Below are 22,136 nucleotides of genomic sequence, written 5' to 3'. Positions count from 1 at the left end.
GGGATGTGGGGAGGATCCACCCCCGAATCCGTCGCGGATCCTCCCCGAATCGGTTGGGGTGGATCCCGATTTGGGTGGTTGGGCAGGGAGATTGGGCCGGGGTTCTGCACTCTGGTTAAGGGTGTAGAACCCCCAAGGCCGGTGGCCAACCAGCGAAATGGTCGGGGTTCTGACCGGACGTCGGGGCAGCGGCGACCGGGATACCGCAGAGGCGGGCTTAACTAGCCGGCCTTGGCGTTATCCCCCGAGGCGACCGTGGCCCGCATACTGTCCAGCTGATCGTCGACTCGATCCGGACGGCGCTGGGTAGGCAATCCTCTACATCAGCCACCGTGGTGTAGAGGGTTACTTAGGGGAGGACCGGGCCAGCGTGGTGCTCAGCCCGGCTGCGGGCTCGCGGTGTCGAAGGTCGATGACCTGCTCGGTGGGCTGCCCGACACCTTCCGCTACTCCGAGGCGCTCGAGCGGGTGACTGCTGGGCTCCTGGGGACGGGGAGGTGGGTTTAGCGCGACTTCCAGGCAGTGCGCGATCAGGTGGGTAGACTGTCGGGTATGACGCAGTATGGGCGGCGATTTTTTTGCCCCGGCCGGCGCGATGGTGCCGACGGGGTGGGCTGCTGCTGCGCTCTCTCCTGAGGTGACCGTGGCTGGTCGGGGTGTGAAGAGTCCCCCGTCGAGACCGTCATCTTTGGAGATTTCTCATGTCTGTCCTCACTCTTGAGGAACTGCACTCTGCTCTGTCCCTGCGCGATCTGACTGATCCGGCCCAGGGGCCGCATGCTGTCCAGCTGATCGTCGATTCGATCCGGACGGCGCTGGGGGCTGCTTGGCCCTACACGGAGGTCTGGACCCGGCGCGACCATCCGGTGGTCAGCCTGGCCGACAACTACGACAACCTTGGGTACGCCGCCGGCGCGGTGACCCGGGAAGCCCGCTACACGCGCTACGCGTCGGAGGGTGAGGTGCTGCGCAGCCATACGTCGGCGATGATCCCGCCCGCGTTGCGTGAGCTCGCCGGCTCTGACGCATCTGATGTGCTGATGGTCTGTGCGGGGATCTGCTACCGCCGCGACTCGGTGGATTGGCAGCACACCGGCACGCCGCATCAGCTCGACCTGTGGCGGCTCAGTCGCAACGTCACGCTCGGAGAGGCTGAGCTGGAAGACATGATCGCCCGGTTGGTCGAGACCGTGCTGCCCGGGCAGACCTACCGGACAGTGCCTGCGGTGCACCCGTACACGATCCATGGTCGGCAGATCGATGTCCTGCTGGACGATCAGTGGATCGAGATCGGTGAATGCGGGGTGGCCGCGCCGGCTGTCCTGCGCAAGGCCGGTCTGGACGACAGCTGGACCGGACTGGCGATGGGACCGGGGTTGGACCGGCTGCTGATGCTGCGGAAGGGCATCCGCGACATCCGGTTGCTCAGGTCGACGGATCCGCGGGTGGCCGGCCAGATGCGCGACCTGCAGCCCTACCGATCGGTGTCGACGATGCCACCGGTCCGCCGGGATCTCTCGGTCGTGGTGAGTGCGGAGGCGGATGTGTCGCCGGAGGTGCTCGGCGACAAGGTGCGGGATGCGCTCGGCCCGGACGCGGATGCCGCGGAGTCGCTGGATGTGCTGGGCGAGACGACGTACGACGAGCTGCCACCGGCTGCGCGGGCGCGGTTGCAGATCACTGCTGGACAACGAAACCTCCTGGTCAGGCTGGTCCTCCGGCCGGTGGATCGAACCTTGACCGATGCCGAGGCCAACGTGTTGCGTGACAAGGTCTACCGGGCGCTGCATGAGGGGCCTGTCCTCGAGCTGATCGGCTAGCGCCGTAGCTCGCGGGCGGCGACGAGCCAGGCGCACACCGCCAGTGGGATCTCCAGGACGAAGGCCACGGCCAGGGAGAGGGTGCGGTCGAAGCCTGCGCCCGCGGTGCTGACGTCGAACCAGGCGTCGGCCAGGAGGAGAGTCCCGGCGGTCATCGCGGTCAGGACGGCATATCTGTTACGAGTGTGCAGCAGGTACGCCGTCAGGCCGGCGGCGACTGCGGTCAGGATGTTGAGGCCGATCCAGGTGAGACGCCAGTTGTTGGCCTGGTAGGTGCTCGGCAGCGTCGCCGCGAGGATCAGGCACCACGGCAGCAGCACAGCCGCAACGCCGCCGGCGACCAGCGCGGCCACTCCGCCGGGGGAGCGGCGCGGGCGGATCCGGCCGTCGAGGCGGCCTTCCGCTATGTAGTCGTCGAGAGCCTCGGCGACGCGGTCGTCGATCGCGTCACCAAGTTGCACTGTCAGTTGCCGCCCGGGAGGCGGGGACACAGGGGCCTGCGGGAGTGTCGTCGTCATGGCTTCGAGCATTCCGTCGCGGCGGCCTCGGCACATTGAGGACAACCCACGAATCGGAGGTGGGGTTAACCCGAACTCGATACGGGGGTTGTCCTCATATCGGCACCCCTCGGCCGCCACGTAGGTTTGAGCCCGTCGCGAACAAACCAGCGCAGCGGCACAGACAGGGGAGGTGGTTCGGGTGACGACGATCGCGAGTCCGGTTCCCCGGCGACCCTGGCGGCTGTGGCGCTCGCCGTACTTGTGGCTGGCAACGATCCATCTGCTCGGTGATTCCGTCGTGGTGCTGACCTCCGGGCTGCTGGCTCTGGTCGCCGTCTGTGTGGCCGTGCTCGCGTGGCCGCTGGCCTTCGTCGGGGTGCCGCTGACCACGGCGGCGGCCCGAGCGGTCTATGCGCTGGCACGATGGGAGCGGGCCCGGGCCCGGATCACCCGCGGGCAGGAGGTGCTGGCGCTCGAGCCACCGGAGCCGTCCGGCAACCGGATCGTCGACGCCCGCCGGGCGATCACCGATCCGAGCCTGTGGCGCCAGTTCCTGTACTACGTCCTGTTGTTGCCGGCAGCAATGTCCTGGTTGCTGCTGATCGTGGTCGCCTGGTCGATCCCGCCGGTGCTGATCGGCCTGCCGTTCTACTTCTCGAGGTTCGCGGCGGCGCAGGCTCAGCTCGGGCCGTTCGTGGTCGATACCGACAGCAAGGCCATCGCCGCTTCGGTGTTCGGCGCAGTGTTCCTGGTGCTGGTCTCCCCGGTGCTGATGCGGACGGCGTCCGCCTTGGACGGACATCTCGCCCGGATCTACCTGGGCGGTGACGAGACCGGGGCGCTGACCGAGCGGGTGAGTCGGCTGGTGACGAGCCGGCAGCAGGTGGTCGACTCGGCGGAGGCCGAGCGGCGGCGGATGGAGCGTGACCTGCATGACGGTGCACAGCAGCGGCTGGTCTCACTGGCGATGACGCTGGGCCGCGCGAAGAACCGGCTGGGCGACAAGGATCCGTCGGTGCGTTCGCTGATCGAGGAGGCGCACTCCGAGGCGCTGCAGGCGATTGCGGAGCTTCGGGATCTGACCCGTGGCCTGCATCCACCGGTGCTGACCGACCGCGGGCTCGATGCCGCGATCTCCGCCGTCGCCGCGCGGTCTCCGGTGCCGGTGCGCGTGAGCGTCGACGTCGACCCGCGGCCGTCGCTCACCATCGAGTCCATCGCCTACTTCGTGGTCACCGAGGCCCTGACCAATGTGGCCAAACATGCCGACGCGGCCCGGGCCGAGGTCCGGATCGTGCGGATCGGCAACCTGCTCCGGGTCGAGGTGACCGACGATGGTCGGGGTGGCGCGCATCCCGAGGGCGGGACCGGCCTGCAGGGCCTGTCTGATCGGGTGGCGGGGGTCGACGGCCAGCTCAGTCTCAGCAGTCCACCGGGCGGTCCGACCGTCCTCACCGCGGAGGTGCCGTGCGAATGACCAGGGAGGTGCGGTGCGAATGACCAGCCTGCGAGTCGTGATCGCGGAGGACTCGGTGCTGCTCCGCGAGGGCATCGTGCGCCTGTTGGAGGAGCAGGACTGCACGGTCGTCGCGGCAGTCGGCGACGGTGACGAGCTGCTCAAGGCGGTCGCCCAGCACCGGCCCGATGTCTGCGTGGTCGATGTGCGGATGCCGCCAACGTTCACCGACGAGGGATTGCGGGCGGCGCTGGTGCTCCGCGAGCAGTATCCGGAGACCGGTGTGCTGGTCCTGTCCCAGTACGTCGAGGAGCGGTATGCGAGTGAGCTGATCGGCAGCAACCCGGGCGGCGTCGGGTATCTGCTGAAGGATCGAGTGGCCGACGTGGATCAGTTCCTCGACGGACTGCGCCGCGTGGCGGCCGGCGGTGCGGCGCTGGACCCGGAGGTGATCTCACAGTTGCTCGTGCGGTCCAGCAAGGCGGATCCGTTGGCTGCACTGAGTCCGCGTGAGCAGGAGGTCCTGCGGGCGATGGCGGAGGGCAAGTCGAACACCGGCATCGCGCAGGCGCTCGTGGTCGGGGAGGGTGCGGTGGAGAAGCACATCAGCAGCATCTTCCAGAAGCTGAGGCTGTCGTCGACCGAGGGCGAGCACCGCCGGGTCCTGGCCGTGTTGCGGTTCCTGGACAGCTGATGGCACTCAGCTCAGCGCAGCGTCGGATGCTGCTGGTCGGGGTCGTGCCACTGCTGCTGCTCGTGGTCACCGGTGCCGCGGTCACGGTCGCGACGATCCGCGGCAAGCTTCCCTTCGACTATTCGTCCAGCTTCGCGACTGCGCCGCAGGGGGTGCGGATCTTCTCGGAGGTTCCGGCCAACGTGATCGGTGGTGCGAGCAACCAGGTTCGGGTCAGCGTCGACGGGACCTATGCGAAGCAGCAGCCGAAGGTCGAGGTCCGGACCGTCGACGGCGTGCTGGATGTCCGGACCACCTGCCCGGACGCACGCTGTGAGGTCGAGCTCACGGTTGAGGTGCCGGCCGCTCTTGCAGTGCAGGCCAAGGCCGAGGGGGCCTCCATCCACGTCTCTGGTCTGGCCGGGAAGGTGCGGGTCGACGCCGGTGACGGGACCGTGTCGATGAATCGGATGCGCAGTCCGCAGGTATCCGTCGATACCCGTCGGGGCTCGCTGTCCATCCAGTTCGACGAACCGCCCGAGCAGGTGACGGCCACGGTCAGTGATGGCTCGCTCAACGTTCGGGTGCCCGGCACCACGACGTACGCCATTGATGCGGTCGCGGCGCAGGGCTCCGCCGAGATCGGTCCGAACAACGACCCGACCGCGAAGCATCGTCTCTTCCTACGGACCAGCTATGGCAGCATCACGGTCAGCTGATCGCGGCCACGAAGGCCTTGGCTTTGGCGGTGATGGTCGGCCAGTCGGCCGCCGCGACATCGGCGGGGGAGACCACATCGGTGCCCGCGCTGACGGCCAGTGCTCCAGCATCCAGGTAGTCCCGGGCGTTCCCGGCGTTGATGCCACCCGACGGGACCAGCGGCACCCCGGGGAACGGGCCGTTCAGATCCTTGAAGTACTTCGGGCCAAGCTGGTGAGCCGGGAAGATCTTGACCGCATCCGACCCCAGCGCGAGCGCCGTCATCACCTCGGACGGTGTGAAAGCACCGAACACCACCGGTACGGCGGCCGCCCGCGCCGCCCGGGCGATGGCCGCTGCGTCCGGGCCCTGACCCGGTGTCACCAAGAACTGCGCGCCTGCGTCGATCGCCTGCTGAGCCTGCTCGCCCGTCTGCACAGTCCCGGCGCCGACCACCGCGCCCGTCTCGGCGGCCGTCGAGGCTGCGCGCTCCAGATGCCGGGGCAGGTCCGGAGTCGTGAAGGTCAGCTCGACGACGTGGATGCCGCCGGCAACCAGCGCCGCGCACAGATCCCGGGCGTCAGCGATCTCCGGTGCCCTGACGACAGTCAGCACGCGGTCGGCTCGCAACAGGTCCAGGGTGGTCATATCGAGGTCCTCTCAAACGTCAGTACGGCGGATGGCCCGGCCTGGCAGCGCGTCGGTCCGATGACCGTCGTCGATCACGGGGACACCGTTGACGAAGACGTACGGGATGCCTTCGGCCTGCTGCCGGGGGTTGTCGAAGGTCGCGGTGTCGTGGACGGTGTCCGGATCGAAGAGCACCAGGTCCGCGTGGTATCCCTCCCGGACCAGTCCGCGGTCGGTGAGCCGCAGTCGGCGTGCCGGTCGGCCGGTGAGGTGGTGGATGCAGTCGGCCAACTCCAGGACACCCAGCTCGCGGACGTACCGGCCCAGGTAGCGCGGGAAGGTGCCCCACGAGCGCGGGTGCGGTTTGCCGCCGACCAGGATCGCGTCCGAGCCGCCGGTATGACTCGAGTGCTGCATGATCGTCCGCACGTTCTCCTCGTGCCCGACATGCTGCAGGATCGAGGTGCCGAGGTCGTCCGCGATCAGCAGGTCGAAGAAGACGTCGGCGGCCGGCTTACCGCTCCTGGCAGCCAGGTCCTCGACTGTCCGGCCGACGGCGTCGCCGAGGGCGGGGTTGCGGACGCCGCCGATCTCGATGGTGTTCCACTCGATCACACAGCCGTGGCAGCCGTCGGAGCCGACCTGCTCCATCTCGTGCGCGATCCTGGCCCGCGTCGCCGGATCCCGCAACCGGTCCAGCTGGGCATCCGGGCCACCCTCAGCCGTCCAGCTCGGCAACGTCGCCGCGAGAGTAGTTGCCCCAGGCAAATAGGGATACGTGTCGGTGGTGACGTCGAGACCGTCGCCGAGTGCCTTGTCGATCATCGCGATCAGGTCGGCGCCGCGACCCTGGTTCGGGCCGAAGTTCATCACCGCGTGGGTCAGGTGCAGTGGGCAGCCGGAGCGGCGGGCCACTTCGACCATCTCGGCGTACGCATCCAGAGCGCCCTGGCCGTAGGACCGCTGGTGCGGCGAATAGTAGCCGCCGTGCTGCGCGACGACGCGGCACAGCTCGACGAGCTCCTCGGTGGTGGCGAACATGCCCGGCGTGTAGGTGAGGCCGCTGCTCATTCCGACCGCGCCGTCGCGCATCGCCTGCGTGAGCAGGTCGACCATCTGCGCCTGTTCGGCCGGGGTAGCCGGGCGGTTCTCGGTGCCGACGACCATCATCCGCAGCGTGCCCTGCGGGACCAGGTAGGCAGCGTTGCACGCGATTCCCTGATCGAGGCGATCCAGATAGCCGGCGACCGTCGACCACGAGAAGTCGAAGTCGTCCGGTTCGCCGTTCCAGCCGGCGATCTGGCGGCGGATCGCGGCCCGGGTCGGGTCGTCGATCGGCGCGAACGACAGACCGTCCTGGCCGAGGACCTCCAGCGTGACGCCCTGACTGACCTTGGCGGTGTGGTCCGGCGTCGCCAGGATCTGCAGGTCGGAGTGCGCATGCATGTCGATGAAGCCGGGACAGAGCACGAGGCCGGTGGCGTCGATCGTCCGGCCGGCGGGCGGCAGGTCGTTGCCTATGGCCACAATTCGGCCGGCGTCGACGGCGACGTCCGCGGTGAAACCGGGGGCGCCCGTGCCGTCGAGGACGGTGGCGCCGGTGATCAGCAGGTCGGCCATCTCAGAAATACGTCCGGATCAGGTCGACGACGACGGGATCGGCCGCATCCGGGTCGTCCACGACCGGGATCAGCCCCCACTTGTCGAACGCGGTACACGGGTGCGAGAGGCCAACCCGGAGTTCGTCGCCGATCACCACCGGTTCGTCGCCGAACCGCAGATAGCCATGCTGGTCGTTCAATTTGGTCACCGTCATGCCGGTCGCCGGGAGGACCGGTTCGCCGACCGAGCGCGGCCGGATCAGCTGCGGCTCGGGCATGTCCTGGTCGACCGGGAAGTCGCGCCGCCCGGCGTCGAAGATCGCCAACCCGGGCTCGGGTTGCGAGGTGATCCGCATCCAGCCGTGCATCGCCGCGATGAGCTGCTCGCCGTCGGTCCGTGGCGACTGACCCAGTGGCGACACCCGCCGGTAGAGCCCGTCATCGTGCGAGATGTAGGCACCGGATCGCAGGACGACCCGGGCATCCTCGATCGGGCCCAGGACCTCGGCCACCAGCTCGAAGTACTCGCTGCCGCCCGCGGTGACGATCGGTTCGACGCCCTCGTCGTACAGCTTGCCGAGTCGCGAGTGCAGCTCAGCCATGTCGTGCAGAAACGCCCGTACGGCGGTCAGTCCGGCCTCGTCGACGCCGGAGCCGACCGCGCCCTCGTAGCCCGCCACCCCGACCAGTCGCAACGTCGAGGCCTCTGCCACTGCCGAAGCAACGGCCTCGGCGGTCTCGAAGTCCCGAGCGCCGGTCCGGCCGCCGGGTGCACCAAGCTCAACCAGTACGTCGAGCGGCCGCGCATCCGGACCGACATACGCCGACCGAGCCGCCTCCATGATCTCGACCGTCCGGACGGAATCAGCCCAGACCATCACCTCGAACGACGGATCCCGCGCCAGCTCGTCGGCGACCCAGCGCAGCTGGAGCGGGGAGACGACCGAGTTCGCGATCAGCACCCGGCGGATGCCGAACTGGCGAGCGATCGCGAGGTGGAAGACGTTAGCCAGCGTGATCGCCCACGCGCCGGCATCCAGCTGCTGCGCCCACAAAGCAGGGGCCATCGTGGTCTTGCCGTGCGGTGCGAGCTCGACGTCGTGGTGCGCGCACCAGCGGGCGAGCGTGTCGATGTTGTGCCGCACGCCAGGCGCGGACAGCGTCATCAACGGGGTCGGCAGCTGGGAGAGTCGCGGGCGATCGGCCAGGACCTCGGCGACGGTCCGCCCCCAGAAGGCAGGCGGCAGCACCCGGTCGCGTCGGCTCACGCGCTCGTCGGCAAGCGCGGCGATGGCGGCAGCATCGTAGGCAGGCATCGAGTCCCCTGGGAGTAGTTGCAGAATACGCAATGTTCATTGCACATTCTGACCTGACGGTTGTAGCATCGCGCTCGAAGTTGCGTCAACGACCGCTGTTTCACACCTATCCCATCACCCCGGACCCAGGAGCGCAGATGCCCGACCCGCGCACCGAGACGGAAGCCCCGCCGGAAGCCCTGGCGGAAGCCGGAGCTGGGGACGGCCGGGTGGTCTGTGTCGGCGAGGCGATGATCATGCTCGCGGGTGCGGCTGGACCGCTCGAGGACGTCGAGACGTTCCGTCGGTCGGTGGGTGGCGCGGAGTGCAATGTGGCCGGAGGCCTGGCCGGTCTCGGCGTGCCGACCAGCTGGGTGTCCCGGCTCGGCGACGACGGTTTCGGCCGGCAGGTACTGCGTGATCTGCGCGGGCGGGGAGTCGATGTCGGCGGGGTGGAGGTCGATCCGGATCGGTCGACCGCGCTGTACGTGAAGGAGTCGATCGACGGCCGGTCCCGCATGCACTACTACCGGACCGGCTCGGCGGCGTCGGCGATGAGTCCCGCGTTCCTGCTGCGTCCTGAGGTGTCCGACCGACTCGGCAGCGCCCGGATCGTGCACACCACTGGCATCACCGCCGCACTGTCCGATGACACCGCGCGGATGCTGGACGAGCTCCGCGGGGACTTCATTCTGAGCGTTGACCTGAACTGGCGGCCGGTGCTGTGGCGCGACAAGGACCCGGAGCCGCTCTGGCGGTTGCTGCGGGCGGCCAACGTCGTACTGATCGGTGCTGATGAGGCGCTGGTGTTCGCAGGGACCAACGACCCAGTTGAGCTGCACGAACGGTTTGGCAACGACTGCACGCTGGTCGTGAAGAACGATGCGCACACTGCGGTCGCGCTGGAGCCGGACGGTCGTCGTACCGAGGTTCCAGCGCTGACTGTCCAGGTGGTTGAGCCAGTAGGTGCGGGGGATGCGTTTGCGGCCGGCTTCCTGGCTGGGACGCTGCAGGACCTGTCAATGCAGCAGCGGCTGCGGCTCGGGCATCTGAACGCGGCAGCGGTGCTCGCCGTACCGGAAGACCACGCTGCGCCGCCGCACAGCGCGCTAAGGGACAGACTGCTCGCCGCCACCGAAGAAGAGTGGGCGGCGACACGGGTATGAGCCAGAGCCTCGCGAGAGCCCTGCAGATCCTGGCCAGCCTGGGCGAGGGGGAGCGGTCGCTGGATCAGCTCGCAGCCGAGCTCGGCGTCCACAAGACCACAGTGCTCCGGCTGCTGCGCACCATGGAGGCAGACCGCTTCGTACGGCGGGACGAGGCGCACCGCTATCGGCTGGGCTCCCGGTTGTTCGCGTTGGCGGATACGGCGCGCGAGCAGCACGTCGTACGGGAAGTGGCTGCACCCCATCTACGCCAGCTGAATCAGAAGACCGGTCAGACCGTTCACCTGGCGGCGTGGGAGAACGGCGAGGTCGTCTACATCGACAAGCTCGACAGTGTGCGCACGTTCCGCATGTACTCGCAGATCGGCGTACCAGCGGCTCTGCACTGCACTGCGGTCGGGAAGGTCCTGCTGGCGGCGCAGCCCAAGCGGCAACGTGAAGCGGTGCTGGCGTCGCTGGACTACCACGCGTTCACCCCGCAGACCCTCACTGATGCGGAGGCGCTGCGCGACGAGCTGGATGCGGTCCGGACTCGTGGCTGGGCGCAGGACAAGGCCGAGCACGAGTCCTTCATGAACTGCATCGGTGCGCCGGTCACAGACCAGGCGGGCCGCGTTGTCGGGGCCGTGTCGGTCTCCGTACCGGATGTGCTGCTGAACTATGAGCAGGTGCTCGAACTCCTGCCTGAGCTGCTCGCCACCACCCAGGCGATCAGTGATGACTACAACTGAAAGGTGTCCGACCTGATGTCCGACAAGACCGCCGTCTCCACCACTGACGCACCCGCTCCGCTGCCGGTGTTCTCGCAGGGCGTCCGCAAGGGCAACATCCTGCAGGTCTCCGGCCAGGGCTCGGTCGACCCGGCGACCGGCGAGTTCGTGTTCGTCGGCGATGTGAAGGCCCAGACCACCCGCGTCCTGCAGAACATCGAGGCGATCCTCAAGGCCGGCGGCGGCAGCCTGGACGACGTGCTGATGCTGCGCGTCTACCTGACCACCCGCGACGACTTCGCCGCCATGAACGAGGCCTACGCCGAGTTCGTCACCACCCGCACCCCCAGCGGCGTCCTGCCCTCCCGCACCACCGTCTTCACCGGTCTCCCCCTCCCCGACATGCTCGTCGAGATCGACGCCCTCGCCGTCCTGGACTGACCCGAGCCGCTGCGTCCGGCGCCCAGGGAAGGCTGGGCGCCGGGCACACCCCTGTACAGCAGGCATCCCGTATTGCGGGATATGATCCTGCAATGCAGGAAACGATACCTCGGGGTTCTGTGCAGTCGATCGACCGGGCGGTGGCGATCCTGCGGTGCTTCGATGCCCGTACGCCGGACCTTGGCATCAGCGATCTGTCGCGGGCGACCGGGTTGTCGACGAGCACTGTGCATCGGTTGCTGGTGGCGATGGTGGAGAACGGGCTGATTCGGCAGACCGCGCAGCGGCGGTATGCGATTGGGCCGTTGGTGGTTCAGCTAGCGCACACCAGTGGGATTCCGGCGACGCTGCGTGATGCCGCTCAGCCGGTACTGCGGGAGCTTCGTGACGTCACGGGGGAGACAGCGGCTGTGCATGAGCTCCTGGCGAGCGGGCACCGCGTGGTGCTCGATCAGGTGGAGAGCCGGCACCAACTGCGTCGCACCTACACGGAGTTCGGCGTACCGCTTCCGCTGCCGCAGGGTGCCCCGGGCAAGGTGCTGCTCGCATTTGCGCCGTGGCAGCGTCAGGTGGAGGTGCTGTCTGCGCCGCTCGAGCAGGTGCTGCCGGACACCATCACGGATCCCGACCGGCTGGCCGCACAGCTCGCTGAGATTCGCGAGCGGGGGTTCGCGACCTCTATGACTGAGCGGACGCCCGGGATCTGCTCGGTTGCGGCTCCTGTCTTCGACTACGCCGGGCAGGTGGTCGGGTGCCTGTCGGTCTCCGGTCCGGAGTTGCGGATGCCTGCAGAGGTCCTGCTGGAGTTCGGTGCGCGCATTGTGCCGGCCGCCTGGGAGGTCTCGGAGCTGCTGGGAGCAACGACAGCCGGGCGAGAGCGAGCCACAGAACAAGCGAGCGCCCGCTGATGGCCGGCCCGGCCGCCCTGCTCAAGATCGCACCATCGGTCTACCTCCCCGCACTGCTCTACGGCATCGGCCAAGGCGCGATCGCCCCAGTGATCGCAGTGTCGGCCACCCACCTGGGCGCATCACCCGCTATCGCCGGGGTGGTCGTCGCAGCGGCTGGACTCGGGCAGGTCATCGGCGACGTCCCGGCCGGCGCGCTCACCTCGAAGATCGGCGAACGCCGCGCGATGCTCGGTGCGACCGTCCTGGTCTCACTGGCACTGGTCGGCTGCCTCCTGGCGCCGACGGTCTGGACACTCGCCCTGGCGATCGGCGTCACCGGACTGGCCGGCTCGGTCTGGGGCCTGGCCCGCCAGGCCTACCTCAGCGAGGCGGTGCCGATCGAGCTCCGCGCCCGGGCCCTGTCCACTCTCGGCGGCGTGCAGCGCATCGGCTCCTTCATCGGCCCGTTCCTCGGCGCCCTGGCGATGCGCTTCCTTGGCACCGACGGTGCTTACTGGGTGCACCTCGTCGGCGCAGTCCTGGCGTGCATAGTCCTCGTGAGCGTCCCCGACATCGAGTCGGTACGTCGGGCGCGCGGCAGCAGGCCCGTCTCAGCTCAGTCCACAGTGGGCGTGATCCGCGAGCACCTGCCAGTACTGCGAACTCTCGGTACCGGTGCGCTCCTGGTCGGCGCAGTCCGCGCTTCCCGCCAGGTCGTCGTACCGCTGTGGGCCCTGCACATCGGACTGGACGCTCAAACCACCAGCATCATCTTCGGACTCTCCGGTGCGGTCGACATGCTGCTGTTCTACCCAGCCGGCTCAGTCATGGACCGCCTCGGCCGCAAGTGGGTCGCCGTACCGTCGATGCTCGTCCTCGGGCTGGCTCACCTGCTCCTCCCACTCACTCACAGCACCACCACCCTCACAGCGGTCGCGCTGCTGATGGGCGTCGGCAACGGCCTCGGCGCCGGCGTCATCATGACGCTCGGCGCAGACGCCTCTCCACCGGTGGGCAGAGCCCAGTTCCTCGGTGCGTTCCGCCTCTTCGCCGACACCGGCAACGGCGCCGGCCCACTACTGCTAGCCGGAGCCACTGCTCTGTTTGGATTGGGGCCTGCGGTCGTGGTGATGGCAGGCACGGGGTTCGCCGCCGCGGCGGCGATGCGACGCTGGATCCCACCGCACCCGATCAAGGCAGCCCGGCTATAAGAGAGGAGAGCGATCCGTGAGTGACGACGGATGCTGCGCGCCCGCGCGAGTCGAGCCGTGCCGAGCGCGGTGCCGGAGTCTCGGGTAGCGAGCGGAGCGCCGGCTGGGTCGATCGAGCGGGTGCGGATCGAGGCCGGTGCCTTTCGGATGGGTGCCGAGGACGCGGACGGGTTCCCGGGTGATCTGGAGGGGCCAGTCCGTGAGGTGTCGCTGCCGCCGTACGAGATCGGTGTGACCGCGGTGACGAACGAGCAGTTCGCGGCGTTCGTCGCCAGCACCGGCTATGTGACCGAGGCGGAGCGGTTCGGGTGGAGCTACGTGTTCGCCGGGTTCCTGCCCGCGGCGCTGCGCAAGGTGAGCGAGCGGCCGGCGGCGACACCGTGGTGGTGCGGCGTCCATGGCGCGACCTGGGATCATCCGGAAGGCCCTGGCTCGGAGCTGACCGAGCGAGCCGACCATCCGGTGGTCCACGTGTCCTGGGCGGACGCGGTGGCTTTCTGTACCTGGGCGGGCGGCCGGTTGCCGACCGAGGCCGAGTGGGAGCGGGCGGCCCGCGGCGGTCTCGAGCAGCGTCGCTATCCGTGGGGCGACGACCTCACCCCGGACGGCGAGCATCGCTGCAACATCTGGCAGGGCAACTTCCCCACCAAGAACACCGAGGCTGACGGCTACCGCGGTACGGCGCCGGTCCGCAGCTACCCGCCGAACGGGTTCGGTCTGTACGAGGTGGTCGGCAATGTCTGGGAGTGGACCTCCGACGAGTGGGGTACGAACCGCGTCATGCGCGGTGGCTCCTACCTGTGCCACGCGTCGTACTGCAACCGCTACCGCGTCGGTGCGCGGAGCTCGAACGAAGCGTCGAGCAGTGCGGGTAATCACGGCTTCCGCTGTGTCTGGTAAGGAGAACAAGTGACCGCACGCAACGTGGTGATGATCTGCGTCGACCAGTGGCGGGGTGATGCCCTGTCCGCGGCCGGGCACCCGGTCGTCCGTACGCCGTACCTGGATCAGCTCGCCTCCCAGGGCACCCGCTTCTCGCGGGCGTACTCGGCGACGCCGACCTGCGTGCCCGCCCGGGTTGCCCTGATGACCGGCCAGTCGCAGGAGCGGCACGGTCGAGTCGGCTACCGCGACGGCGTGACGTTCCAGGAGGCGCACCCGGTGACGCTGCCGGGCACTCTGCGGGATGCGGGCTATCAGACGCAGGCGATCGGGAAGCTGCACGTGTATCCGGAGCGGTCGCGGATCGGGTTCGACGACGTCCGGCTGCACGACGGCTACCTGCACTTCGCCCGCCGGCGTCAGCAGCGGGACCTGCGTGAGGTGGACGACTACCTGCCCTGGCTGCAGTCCCAGGCCGGCAGCTCACCGGTGGCCGACTACACCGACAACGGACTGAACTGCAACAGCGTGGTCGCCCGGCCCTGGGACAAACCAGAGGCACAGCACCCGACGAACTGGGTCGTCACCGAGGCCATCTCCTGGCTCTACCGCCGCGACCCGACCACACCGTTCTTCCTCTACCTCTCCTTCCACCGCCCACATGCGCCACTCGACCCACCGCAGTGGGCCTTCGACCAGTACGTCGGTATGCCCCGGACCGATCCGGTGGTGGGGGACTGGACGTCGGCGTACGACGAATTCCGGAACGACGGCGCGCATGACACGGTCATCGGGCGACTCGACGCCGAGACCCATCACCGGGCCAAGGCCGGGTACTACGGTCATCTGTCGCACATCGACCAGCAGGTCAACCGGTTCCTGGACACGCTGGCGGAGTTCGGGCTGCGCGAGGACACGGTGGTGCTGTTCACCTCCGACCACGGCGACATGCTCGGCGACCACGACATGTATCGGAAGGGCCAGCCCTACGAAGGGTCGACGCACGTGCCACTGCTGATCTCGGCGCCGGAGGGCCCACGAGGACAGGTGATCGACGACGTGGTCGAGCTGCGCGATCTGATGCCGACCGTGCTCGACCTGGCCGGCGTGCCGATCCCCGAGACCGTCGACGGACGCAGCCTCGCGCCGCACCTCCGTGGCGAGACGGTCTCGGAATGGCGTGAGCACCTGCACGGCGAGCACGTGTTGCTCGGCCAGTCGCTGCAGTGGGTCACCGACGGGAAGCGCAAGTACGTCTGGATGTCGGCCCACGGCGACGAGCAGTTCTTCGACCTCGAGGCCGATCCGCAGGAGACCCGCAACCTGGTGGCCGACCCGGCCCGGGCCGACGAGGTACGGCGCTGGCGGCAGAAACTCCTCGACGACCTCCGCGACCGCGAGGAAGGGTACGTCGACGCCGGGCAACTCGTGCCGGGCCGGCCGGTGGTCACCGAGCTCCAGCGGCCGATTTGGTCCCAGCGGCACGGTCGGGCACAATGAACCTTGCCGAAGACCGCTGGTGGCTGCCTAGCAGCTGAAAGTCTCACTCAGGTGGGCGGCCCGCGCAGGTGATGAGAAGTGTGAGTGTAGTTCGTATGTTCACGCCCTTGCCGCCTGCGCAGGGGCGTTTTTCATTTCCTGGGGTCCTCGGCGAGAAAGCCAAACGAAGGAGACCCCATGGCGAGGCCGGACAAGGCAGCCGCTGTCGCAGAGCTGACGGACGAGTTCCGTAGCTCGAACGGCGCCGTGCTGACCGAGTACCGCGGACTCACTGTGGCGCAGCTGCGGAATCTGCGCACTGCGCTCGGTGACGACGTGAACTACGCCGTGGTGAAGAACACGCTGACCAAGATCGCGGCCAAGGACGCGGGTGTCGAGTCGTTCGACTCGCTGCTCGAGGGTCCGTCGGCCATCGCCTTCATCAAGGGCGATGCGGTGGTTGCGGCCAAGGGTCTGCGTGACTTCGCCAAGGCGAATCCCCTTCTCGTCATCAAGGGCGGAGTGCTCGACGGTAAGGCACTCAGCACTGACGAGATCACCAAACTCGCTGACCTGGAGTCGCGTGAGGTCCTCCTCGCGAAGCTCGCAGGTGCGATGAAGGCGGCTCCGCAGCAAGCGGTGTCGCTGTTCGCTGCTCCGCTGTCGCAGGCCGCGCGCCTGTTCGCGGCGCTGCAGGACAAGCTGCCGGCGGACGGGGCTCCGGCCCCCGAGGCGGCAGCCGAGACCGTGCAGGACACGGTCGAGGCACCTGCCGAGGCGAGCGCCGAGGAGACTGCCGCAGCTGACAGCTGAGGCCGTTCTCACTGCACCACCCCATTCAGTGATCGACAGTTACTAAGGAAGGACCGCCACCATGGCGAAGCTCAGCACCGAAGAGCTCCTCGGCCAGTTCAAGGAACTGACCCTGCTGGAGCTGTCGGAGTTCGTTAAGGCTTTCGAGGAGGAGTTCGGCGTCACCGCCGCCGCCCCGGTTGCCGTTGCCGCCGCAGGCGCCCCGGGTGCCCCGGCCGAAGAGGCCGAGGTCCAGGACGAGTTCGACGTCGTCCTCGAGAGCGCCGGTGAGAAGAAGATCCAGGTCATCAAGGAGGTGCGCGGTCTCACCAGCCTTGGTCTGAAGGAGGCCAAGGACCTGGTTGAGTCCGCCCCGAAGGCGATCCTGGAGAAGGTCGACAAGGCTGCCGCGGAGAAGGCCAAGGAGGCCCTCGAGGGCGCCGGGGCCACCGTCACGCTCAAGTGACCTCAGAGGGTCTCTGGGGATTTCCCGCCTACTGCGCTGCACTCGGCACGGCACCTCGCCGCACTGGTGCGAAGACCACGATGGAAAAACATCGAGGCCTCCGCCCCAGCGCACCGAGCCACCGCACCGAGCACATGCTCGCTACGGCGCGAAATCCCCAGACACCCTCGGTTACGTTCCGCTAAGGGACGTAACGAATGTGTAGAGAAGGGCGGTCTCCCGTGGGAGGCCGCCCTTCCTGCATTCCACTCTGACTAGGATCTCAACCGCTTGACTTTGAGGGGTTACGCAAAACCGTACTCGTGCGTAACCTAGGCCACTGCTCCCTCGTTAGGACCGTGTACTCGTCGGTTCGGGGCGCAGTGACGATCCCGTGAGGAGGACCGGTGGGCGTAGAAGTCCGCGTCGAAGGTCTCACCAAATCCTTTGGTAGCCAGCTGATCTGGGGCGATGTGTCCCTGACCCTGCCGGCCGGTGAGATCTGCGTGATGCTGGGCCCTTCCGGTACCGGGAAGTCCGTATTCCTGAAGACCCTGATCGGTCTGCTCAAGCCGGACCGCGGTCACGTGCACATCGAGGGCACCGATATCGCCACCTGCAGCGAGCGGGACCTCTACGAGATCCGCAAACTGTTCGGGGTGCTGTTCCAGGACGGCGCGATGTTCGGCTCGATGAACCTGTACGACAACGTCGCCTTCCCGCTGCGTGAGCACACCAAGAAGTCCGAGGCCGAGATCCGCTCCATCGTGATGGAGAAGATGGAGATGGTCGGTCTGGTCGGTGCCGAGCGCAAGCTCCCCGGCGAGATCTCGGGCGGTATGCGGAAGCGTGCCGGGCTGGCCCGGGCGCTGGTGCTGGAGCCGGAGATCCTGCTGTTCGACGAGCCCGACTCCGGCCTGGACCCGGTCCGGACGGCGTTCCTGAACCAGCTGATCATCGATCTGAACGAGATGACCCAGGCGACCTGCCTGATCGTCACCCACGACATCAACACCGCGCGCACGGTCCCGGACAACATCGGCCTGCTGTATCACCGGCACCTGGCCATGTTCGGGCAGCGGGAGATGTTGCTGTCCAGCGAGGAGCCGGTGGTCCGCCAGTTCCTGAACGCACAGCGCGTCGGCCCGATCGGCATGTCCGAGGAGAAGGACGCCGACGAGCTGGCCCGCGAGGCCGACCAGGAGCTGCCGCCGCTACCGCCGATTCCGATCCAGCAGTTGCCGAGCAGCGGCGTACTGCGTCCGACGCAGCGGCCGCCAGGCGATTGGTGCCGTGAGAACGGCGTGACTCCGCCGCCCGGTTCCTTCGCGACTGATGTCGTGGGGGCTACGTGAGTCTGTCCGCGACCGCCCCGCTGAAGCATGCAGGCTCACTGTTCGCCTTCGCCCTCGACACACTGCGGGCGTCGGTACGGCGGCCTTTCCAGCTGAAGGAGTTCCTGCAGCAGGCCTGGTTCGTCGCGAGCGTGACGATCATCCCGACCGCACTCGTCGCGATCCCGTTCGGTGCCGTGATCGCGTTGCAGGTCGGCGGACTGATCAAGCAGTTCGGCGCGCAGGCCTTCACCGGGTCGGCCGCCGTACTGGCCGTGGTCCGGGAGGCGTCGCCGATCGCGACCGCGCTGCTGATCGCCGGTGCCGGTGGCTCGGCGATCTGCGCCGACCTGGGTGCGCGGAAGATCCGTGAAGAGCTCGACGCGATGATGGTGCTCGGGATCGACCCGATCCAGCGGCTGGTGGTGCCGCGGGTGCTGGCGACGATGATGGTCGCCTTCTTCCTGAACGGGTTCGTGAGTGTCGTCGGCGTGATGGGCGGCTACGTTTTCAACGTCGTCCTGCAGGACGGCACGCCAGGCAGTTATATCGCCTCGTTCACCGCGCTCGCCCATCTGCCGGATCTGTGGCAGGGCCAGGTGAAGGCGCTGGTGTTCGGATTCATCGCGGCCATCGTCGCGTCGTACAAGGGGATGAACGCGGGCGGCGGCCCGAAGGGCGTCGGTGACGCCGTGAACCAGTCGGTCGTCATCACGTTCATGCTGCTGTTCGTCGCGAACTTCTCGATGACCGCGATCTACTTCCAGCTCGTCCCGCCGAAGGGGGCGTGACGTGTCTGCCCTGATGGACACCCTGGTGAAGAAGCCGCTGAACTCGCTGGATCGGCTCGGCGAACAGCTTGCCTTCTACATCAAGGCACTGGCCTGGTCCGGCAAGTCGATCACCCGGTACCGCAAGGAGATCCTCCGCCTGCTGGCCGAGGTGACCCTGGGCACCGGCGCGCTCGCCGTGATCGGTGGCACCGTCGGCGTGATCACCTTCCTGGCCTTCTTCACCGGGACCGAGGTCGGCCTGCAGGGCTACTCGGCGCTGAACCAGATCGGTACGTCGGCCTTCGCCGGCTTCGTCAGCGCCTATATCAACACCCGCGAGATCGGCCCACTGATCGCCGGCATCGCGCTGGCCGCGACCGTCGGCTGCGGTTTCACCGCCCAGCTCGGCGCGATGCGGATCAGTGAGGAGATCGACGCCCTCGAGGTGATGGCGATCCCGTCGCTGCCGTATCTGGTCACCACCCGGATCATCGCCGGCCTGATCGCGGTGATCCCGTTGTACGTCGTCGGTCTGCTCTCGTCGTACTTCGCGACCCGGTTGACCGTGACGACGTTCTACGGGCAGAGCACCGGGACGTACGACCATTACTTCCATCTGTTCTTACCACCGGGCGACGTGTTGTGGTCGTTCGGCAAGGTGCTGGTCTTCGCGGTGCTGGTGATCCTGGTGCACTGCTACCACGGCTACCACGCGAGCGGCGGCCCGGCGGGCGTAGGCGTCGCGGTCGGGCGCGCAGTCCGTACGTCGATCGTCGTCATCAACGTGGTCGACCTGCTGCTGTCCATGGCCATCTGGGGGACCACGACCACGGTGAGGCTGGCCGGATGATCAACAAGATTCCGCACAAGGCGTACGGCGTCGCGTTCATCGGCGTGCTGTGTTTCCTGCTGTGGCTGACGTACGCCTTCTACGCGAAGGTCTTCACCGACACGGTCGACGTGGAGCTGAAGACGAGCCACATCGGTCTGCAGCTCAACGAGCATGCGGATGTGAAGCTGCGCGGCATCATCGTCGGCGAGGTCAGCGGGGTTTCCACGGACGGTGGCGAGGCGACGGTGCACCTGTCGCTGAAACCCGACCAGATCAACGAGATCTCCAGCGCGGTGAGTGCGCGGATCCTGCCCAAGACGCTGTTCGGCGAGAAGTACGTCGCCCTGGTGCCACCGACCGGCGCCGAGGGCCGGCACATCCGGGCCGGTGACGTGATCGCGCGGGACAAGACCGCGGTCGGCATCGAGATCGAGAAGGTGCTGAACGACGCTCTGCCGTTGCTGCAGGCAGTCGACCCGGCCGACCTGAACGCGACGCTGAACACGCTGGCCACCGCACTGGAGGGCCGCGGCGCCGAGATCGGCGGGACGCTGACCCAGCTCGACAGCTACCTGAAGAAGTTGAACCCGAACGTCCCGAAGCTGATGGCCGCGCTGACCAAGCTCACCCAGGTCTCCCAGCTGTACGGCGACGCGACGCCGGATCTCGTCCGTGCGCTGCGGAACCTGACCATCACCGGGAACACGGTCGTCGAGAAGGAACAGCAGCTGCAGAGGTTCTTCGTCGACGTCCAGACGCTCTCCTCGACGACGGACACGCTGCTGAAGCAGAACGAGGACCGCATCATCCGGCTCGGCGAGGTGAGCCGGCCGGTGCTGGACCTGCTGGAGCGCTACTCGCCCGAGATTCCGTGCTTCCTGAAGGTGATGACGGACACCACCCCGATCCTGAACGACACGTTCCGCGACGGACGGCTGAACATCAACCTCGAGATCATCACCAACCAGCCGACCCCGTACGAGCCGAACGAGTTGCCGGTGTACGCCGACCACCGAGGGCCGACCTGCGTGGGCAAGAACTACAGCCACCCCGGCGAGAAGCCGGGGCCGTACACGCAGCAGAACCCGGCGCCGTACATCACCGGCGCGGACGGCGTGATCGGTGACCACAACAAGACGACAACGCCGCCGCTGAATCTGACGTTGAACCGCGCGATGCCGGGCTTTGCGATGGACACCCAAGGCGTTGGTACGCCGGCCGAGCAGAAGGTCGTCGACGCGGTCGTCGCACCGGCGATGGGTGTCCCGGCGAGCGACGTACCGGATCTGACCACGCTCCTGGTGGGGCCGTTGCTGCGCGGTGGGCAGGTGAATCTCAAATGACCAAACTGCTGGACAAGAAGACCTCGCTGGACATCGTCCGGCTGTCGATCTTCGTGGTGGTGACCACGGTCGCGACCGCCCTGCTGGCGGTGACGATCGGCAACATCACCTTCAACGCGACGACGAAGTACCGGGCCGTGTTCACCGACGCGGTCGGGCTGAACCAGGGTGACGACATCCGGATCGCGGGGGTGAAGGTCGGGCAGGTCGACAAGATCGCGCTCTATCAGAACACCTTGGCGATGGTGACCTTCAGCGTCGACTCCGACCAGGTCGTCGACACCTCGACCAAGGCGACGCTGCGCTACCGCAACCTGGTCGGCAACCGGTACATCGCCCTCACCGACGGCGTCGGCGGCGGCGAGCGGTTGAAGGCGAACGGGCTGATCCCGAAGGAGCGGACGGCGCCGGCGCTCGACCTGTCGGTGCTGTTCAACGGCTTCAAGCCGCTGTTCACCGCGCTCACCCCGGCGGACGTGAACCAGTTCGCTTTCGAGGTGATCAAGGTGCTGCAGGGCGAGGGCGGCACGATCGAATCGCTGCTGGCCAAGACCGCCTCGCTGACCACCACCCTGGCCGACGCGGACGAGGTGATCGGCAGCCTGATCACCAACCTGACCTCGACGCTGCAGATCGTCTCGCAGCGCCAGCAGAACTTCTCCCAGTTGCTGGTCAATCTGCAGCAGTTCATCACCGGTCTGAGCCAGGACATCAACCCGATCCTGAGCTCGCTCGGCTCGATCAACTCGCTGAATACCAAGACGGCCGGCCTGCTGCAGCAGACCAGAGTCCCGATCAAGGCCGATCTGGACCGCCTGCGCACGGTCGCCACCACCCTCGACGACACCCAGGGCATCTGGGTGAAGACGCTGAACTACATGCCGGAGAAGCTGAACACGATGAGCCGCACCGCGTCGTACGGCTCCTGGTTCAACTTCTACCTGTGCAACTTCGACGGCAACGTCACGCTGCCCCTGGGCACCCGCGTCCCGGTCAGCTACGACAACAACTCGGCGAGGTGCCAAAAGTGACCCCCCTTAGCCGTTCGGCACGCATCTCCGGCGCCCAGGCACGCACCTCGCTGCGTTGTCGTCGGGCCACGATGAACCCCGCATCGAGTCCCTCCTCCGCCTTGCGATGCACGCACCTGGACACCGGAGCTAC

General features: G+C 67.7%; 22 protein-coding genes. 18 read left to right on the top strand and 4 right to left on the bottom strand.

Annotation, left to right across the window (positions count from 1 at the left end; genetic code table 11):
• Positions 1 to 701: 701 nt before the first annotated feature.
• The gene (gene srmL, locus E1261_RS05385) at positions 702 to 1,820 is read left to right on the top strand and encodes a PheS-related mystery ligase SrmL (protein ID WP_132402744.1); all 1,119 of its coding nucleotides are present in this window, start codon (positions 702 to 704) and stop codon (positions 1,818 to 1,820) included.
• Here srmL and E1261_RS05380 read toward each other — a convergent pair.
• Positions 1,817 to 2,338, bottom strand: a complete 522-nt coding sequence (locus E1261_RS05380; protein WP_132402741.1) for a hypothetical protein — start codon at positions 2,336 to 2,338, stop codon at positions 1,817 to 1,819. The two genes, srmL and E1261_RS05380, sit on opposite strands and share 4 nt — an antisense overlap.
• 181 nt (positions 2,339 to 2,519) lie before the next feature.
• On the opposite strand from E1261_RS05380, the gene E1261_RS45860 reads away from it, so the two are divergent.
• From E1261_RS45860 to E1261_RS05365, 3 genes are read left to right on the top strand one after another with little or no spacing between them, the layout of a single operon-like run.
• Positions 2,520 to 3,797 carry a sensor histidine kinase gene (locus tag E1261_RS45860; RefSeq protein ID WP_202874312.1) on the top strand — a complete coding sequence of 426 codons (1,278 nt, stop codon included), beginning with the start codon at positions 2,520 to 2,522 and terminating at the stop codon, positions 3,795 to 3,797.
• Between the two features lie 28 nt (positions 3,798 to 3,825).
• Entirely contained in the window at positions 3,826 to 4,470 is a 645-nt protein-coding gene (locus E1261_RS05370) for a response regulator transcription factor (RefSeq protein ID WP_132402767.1), read from the top strand.
• Positions 4,470 to 5,168 carry a DUF4097 family beta strand repeat-containing protein gene (locus E1261_RS05365; RefSeq protein WP_132402738.1) on the top strand — a complete coding sequence of 233 codons (699 nt, stop codon included), beginning with the start codon at positions 4,470 to 4,472 and terminating at the stop codon, positions 5,166 to 5,168. Before E1261_RS05370 ends, E1261_RS05365 begins: the two co-directional genes overlap by 1 nt.
• Here the strand turns inward: E1261_RS05365 and E1261_RS05360 are convergent.
• The 3 genes from E1261_RS05360 to E1261_RS05350 are packed head-to-tail and all read right to left on the bottom strand — an operon-like array spanning position 5,161 to position 8,695.
• Complete coding sequence (locus E1261_RS05360) at positions 5,161 to 5,796, bottom strand: bifunctional 4-hydroxy-2-oxoglutarate aldolase/2-dehydro-3-deoxy-phosphogluconate aldolase (protein WP_132402735.1); 636 nt, start codon at positions 5,794 to 5,796, stop codon at positions 5,161 to 5,163. The genes E1261_RS05365 and E1261_RS05360 overlap by 8 nt on opposite strands.
• A 12-nt stretch (positions 5,797 to 5,808) precedes the next feature.
• Positions 5,809 to 7,398 (bottom strand): N-acyl-D-amino-acid deacylase family protein, encoded by a 1,590-nt coding sequence (locus E1261_RS05355; RefSeq protein WP_132402732.1) that lies wholly within the window; start codon positions 7,396 to 7,398, stop codon positions 5,809 to 5,811.
• 1 nt (position 7,399) lies between these two features.
• Positions 7,400 to 8,695, bottom strand: a complete 1,296-nt coding sequence (locus E1261_RS05350) for a type III PLP-dependent enzyme domain-containing protein (protein WP_132402729.1) — start codon at positions 8,693 to 8,695, stop codon at positions 7,400 to 7,402.
• A 137-nt stretch (positions 8,696 to 8,832) separates the two neighbouring features.
• Between E1261_RS05350 and E1261_RS05345 the strand changes: the two genes are divergently transcribed.
• The 14 genes from E1261_RS05345 to E1261_RS05280 all read left to right on the top strand — a co-directional run bounded on the left by E1261_RS05345 (position 8,833) and on the right by E1261_RS05280 (position 22,003).
• Positions 8,833 to 9,840 (top strand): sugar kinase, encoded by a 1,008-nt coding sequence (locus E1261_RS05345; protein WP_132402726.1) that lies wholly within the window; start codon positions 8,833 to 8,835, stop codon positions 9,838 to 9,840.
• The gene (locus tag E1261_RS05340) at positions 9,837 to 10,571 is read left to right on the top strand and encodes an IclR family transcriptional regulator (RefSeq protein WP_132402723.1); all 735 of its coding nucleotides are present in this window, start codon (positions 9,837 to 9,839) and stop codon (positions 10,569 to 10,571) included. The genes E1261_RS05345 and E1261_RS05340 overlap by 4 nt, the downstream gene beginning before the upstream one ends.
• 15 nt (positions 10,572 to 10,586) lie before the next feature.
• A complete protein-coding gene (locus tag E1261_RS05335; RefSeq protein WP_132402720.1) occupies positions 10,587 to 10,991 on the top strand; it encodes a RidA family protein in 405 nt (134 codons plus the stop codon).
• 92 nt (positions 10,992 to 11,083) lie between these two features.
• On the top strand, positions 11,084 to 11,899 hold the full coding sequence (locus tag E1261_RS05330) for an IclR family transcriptional regulator (protein WP_132402717.1): 816 nt from the start codon (positions 11,084 to 11,086) through the stop codon (positions 11,897 to 11,899).
• The gene (locus E1261_RS05325; protein ID WP_132402714.1) at positions 11,899 to 13,092 is read left to right on the top strand and encodes an MFS transporter; all 1,194 of its coding nucleotides are present in this window, start codon (positions 11,899 to 11,901) and stop codon (positions 13,090 to 13,092) included. The genes E1261_RS05330 and E1261_RS05325 overlap by 1 nt, the downstream gene beginning before the upstream one ends.
• 30 nt (positions 13,093 to 13,122) lie before the next feature.
• Positions 13,123 to 13,992, top strand: a complete 870-nt coding sequence (locus E1261_RS05320; RefSeq protein ID WP_132402711.1) for a formylglycine-generating enzyme family protein — start codon at positions 13,123 to 13,125, stop codon at positions 13,990 to 13,992.
• Positions 13,993 to 14,001: 9 nt separating this feature from the next.
• Positions 14,002 to 15,474 carry an arylsulfatase gene (locus tag E1261_RS05315; protein ID WP_165952372.1) on the top strand — a complete coding sequence of 491 codons (1,473 nt, stop codon included), beginning with the start codon at positions 14,002 to 14,004 and terminating at the stop codon, positions 15,472 to 15,474.
• Positions 15,475 to 15,651: 177 nt separating this feature from the next.
• Positions 15,652 to 16,266, top strand: coding sequence for a 50S ribosomal protein L10 (rplJ, locus tag E1261_RS05310; RefSeq protein ID WP_132402708.1), 615 nt, complete (start codon positions 15,652 to 15,654; stop codon positions 16,264 to 16,266).
• Between the two features lie 61 nt (positions 16,267 to 16,327).
• Entirely contained in the window at positions 16,328 to 16,711 is a 384-nt protein-coding gene (gene rplL / locus E1261_RS05305) for a 50S ribosomal protein L7/L12 (RefSeq protein WP_132402705.1), read from the top strand.
• 386 nt (positions 16,712 to 17,097) lie between these two features.
• Positions 17,098 to 18,045, top strand: a complete 948-nt coding sequence (locus E1261_RS05300) for an ABC transporter ATP-binding protein (protein WP_132402702.1) — start codon at positions 17,098 to 17,100, stop codon at positions 18,043 to 18,045.
• Positions 18,042 to 18,815, top strand: coding sequence for an MlaE family ABC transporter permease (locus tag E1261_RS05295; RefSeq protein ID WP_132402699.1), 774 nt, complete (start codon positions 18,042 to 18,044; stop codon positions 18,813 to 18,815). Before E1261_RS05300 ends, E1261_RS05295 begins: the two co-directional genes overlap by 4 nt.
• Before the next feature lie 13 nt (positions 18,816 to 18,828).
• Positions 18,829 to 19,647 carry an MlaE family ABC transporter permease gene (locus E1261_RS05290; RefSeq protein ID WP_132402762.1) on the top strand — a complete coding sequence of 273 codons (819 nt, stop codon included), beginning with the start codon at positions 18,829 to 18,831 and terminating at the stop codon, positions 19,645 to 19,647.
• Positions 19,644 to 20,972 carry an MCE family protein gene (locus E1261_RS05285; RefSeq protein WP_132402696.1) on the top strand — a complete coding sequence of 443 codons (1,329 nt, stop codon included), beginning with the start codon at positions 19,644 to 19,646 and terminating at the stop codon, positions 20,970 to 20,972. Before E1261_RS05290 ends, E1261_RS05285 begins: the two co-directional genes overlap by 4 nt.
• A complete protein-coding gene (locus tag E1261_RS05280) occupies positions 20,969 to 22,003 on the top strand; it encodes an MCE family protein (protein WP_132402693.1) in 1,035 nt (344 codons plus the stop codon). The genes E1261_RS05285 and E1261_RS05280 overlap by 4 nt, the downstream gene beginning before the upstream one ends.
• Positions 22,004 to 22,136 lie beyond the last annotated feature (133 nt).

The organism is Kribbella albertanoniae, assembly GCF_004348455.1.
GTDB classification, from domain to species: Bacteria; Actinomycetota; Actinomycetes; order Propionibacteriales; family Kribbellaceae; genus Kribbella; species Kribbella albertanoniae.
The sequence above is the reverse complement of the archived record's forward strand: the minus strand, read 5'-3'. Positions and strand labels throughout refer to the sequence as shown.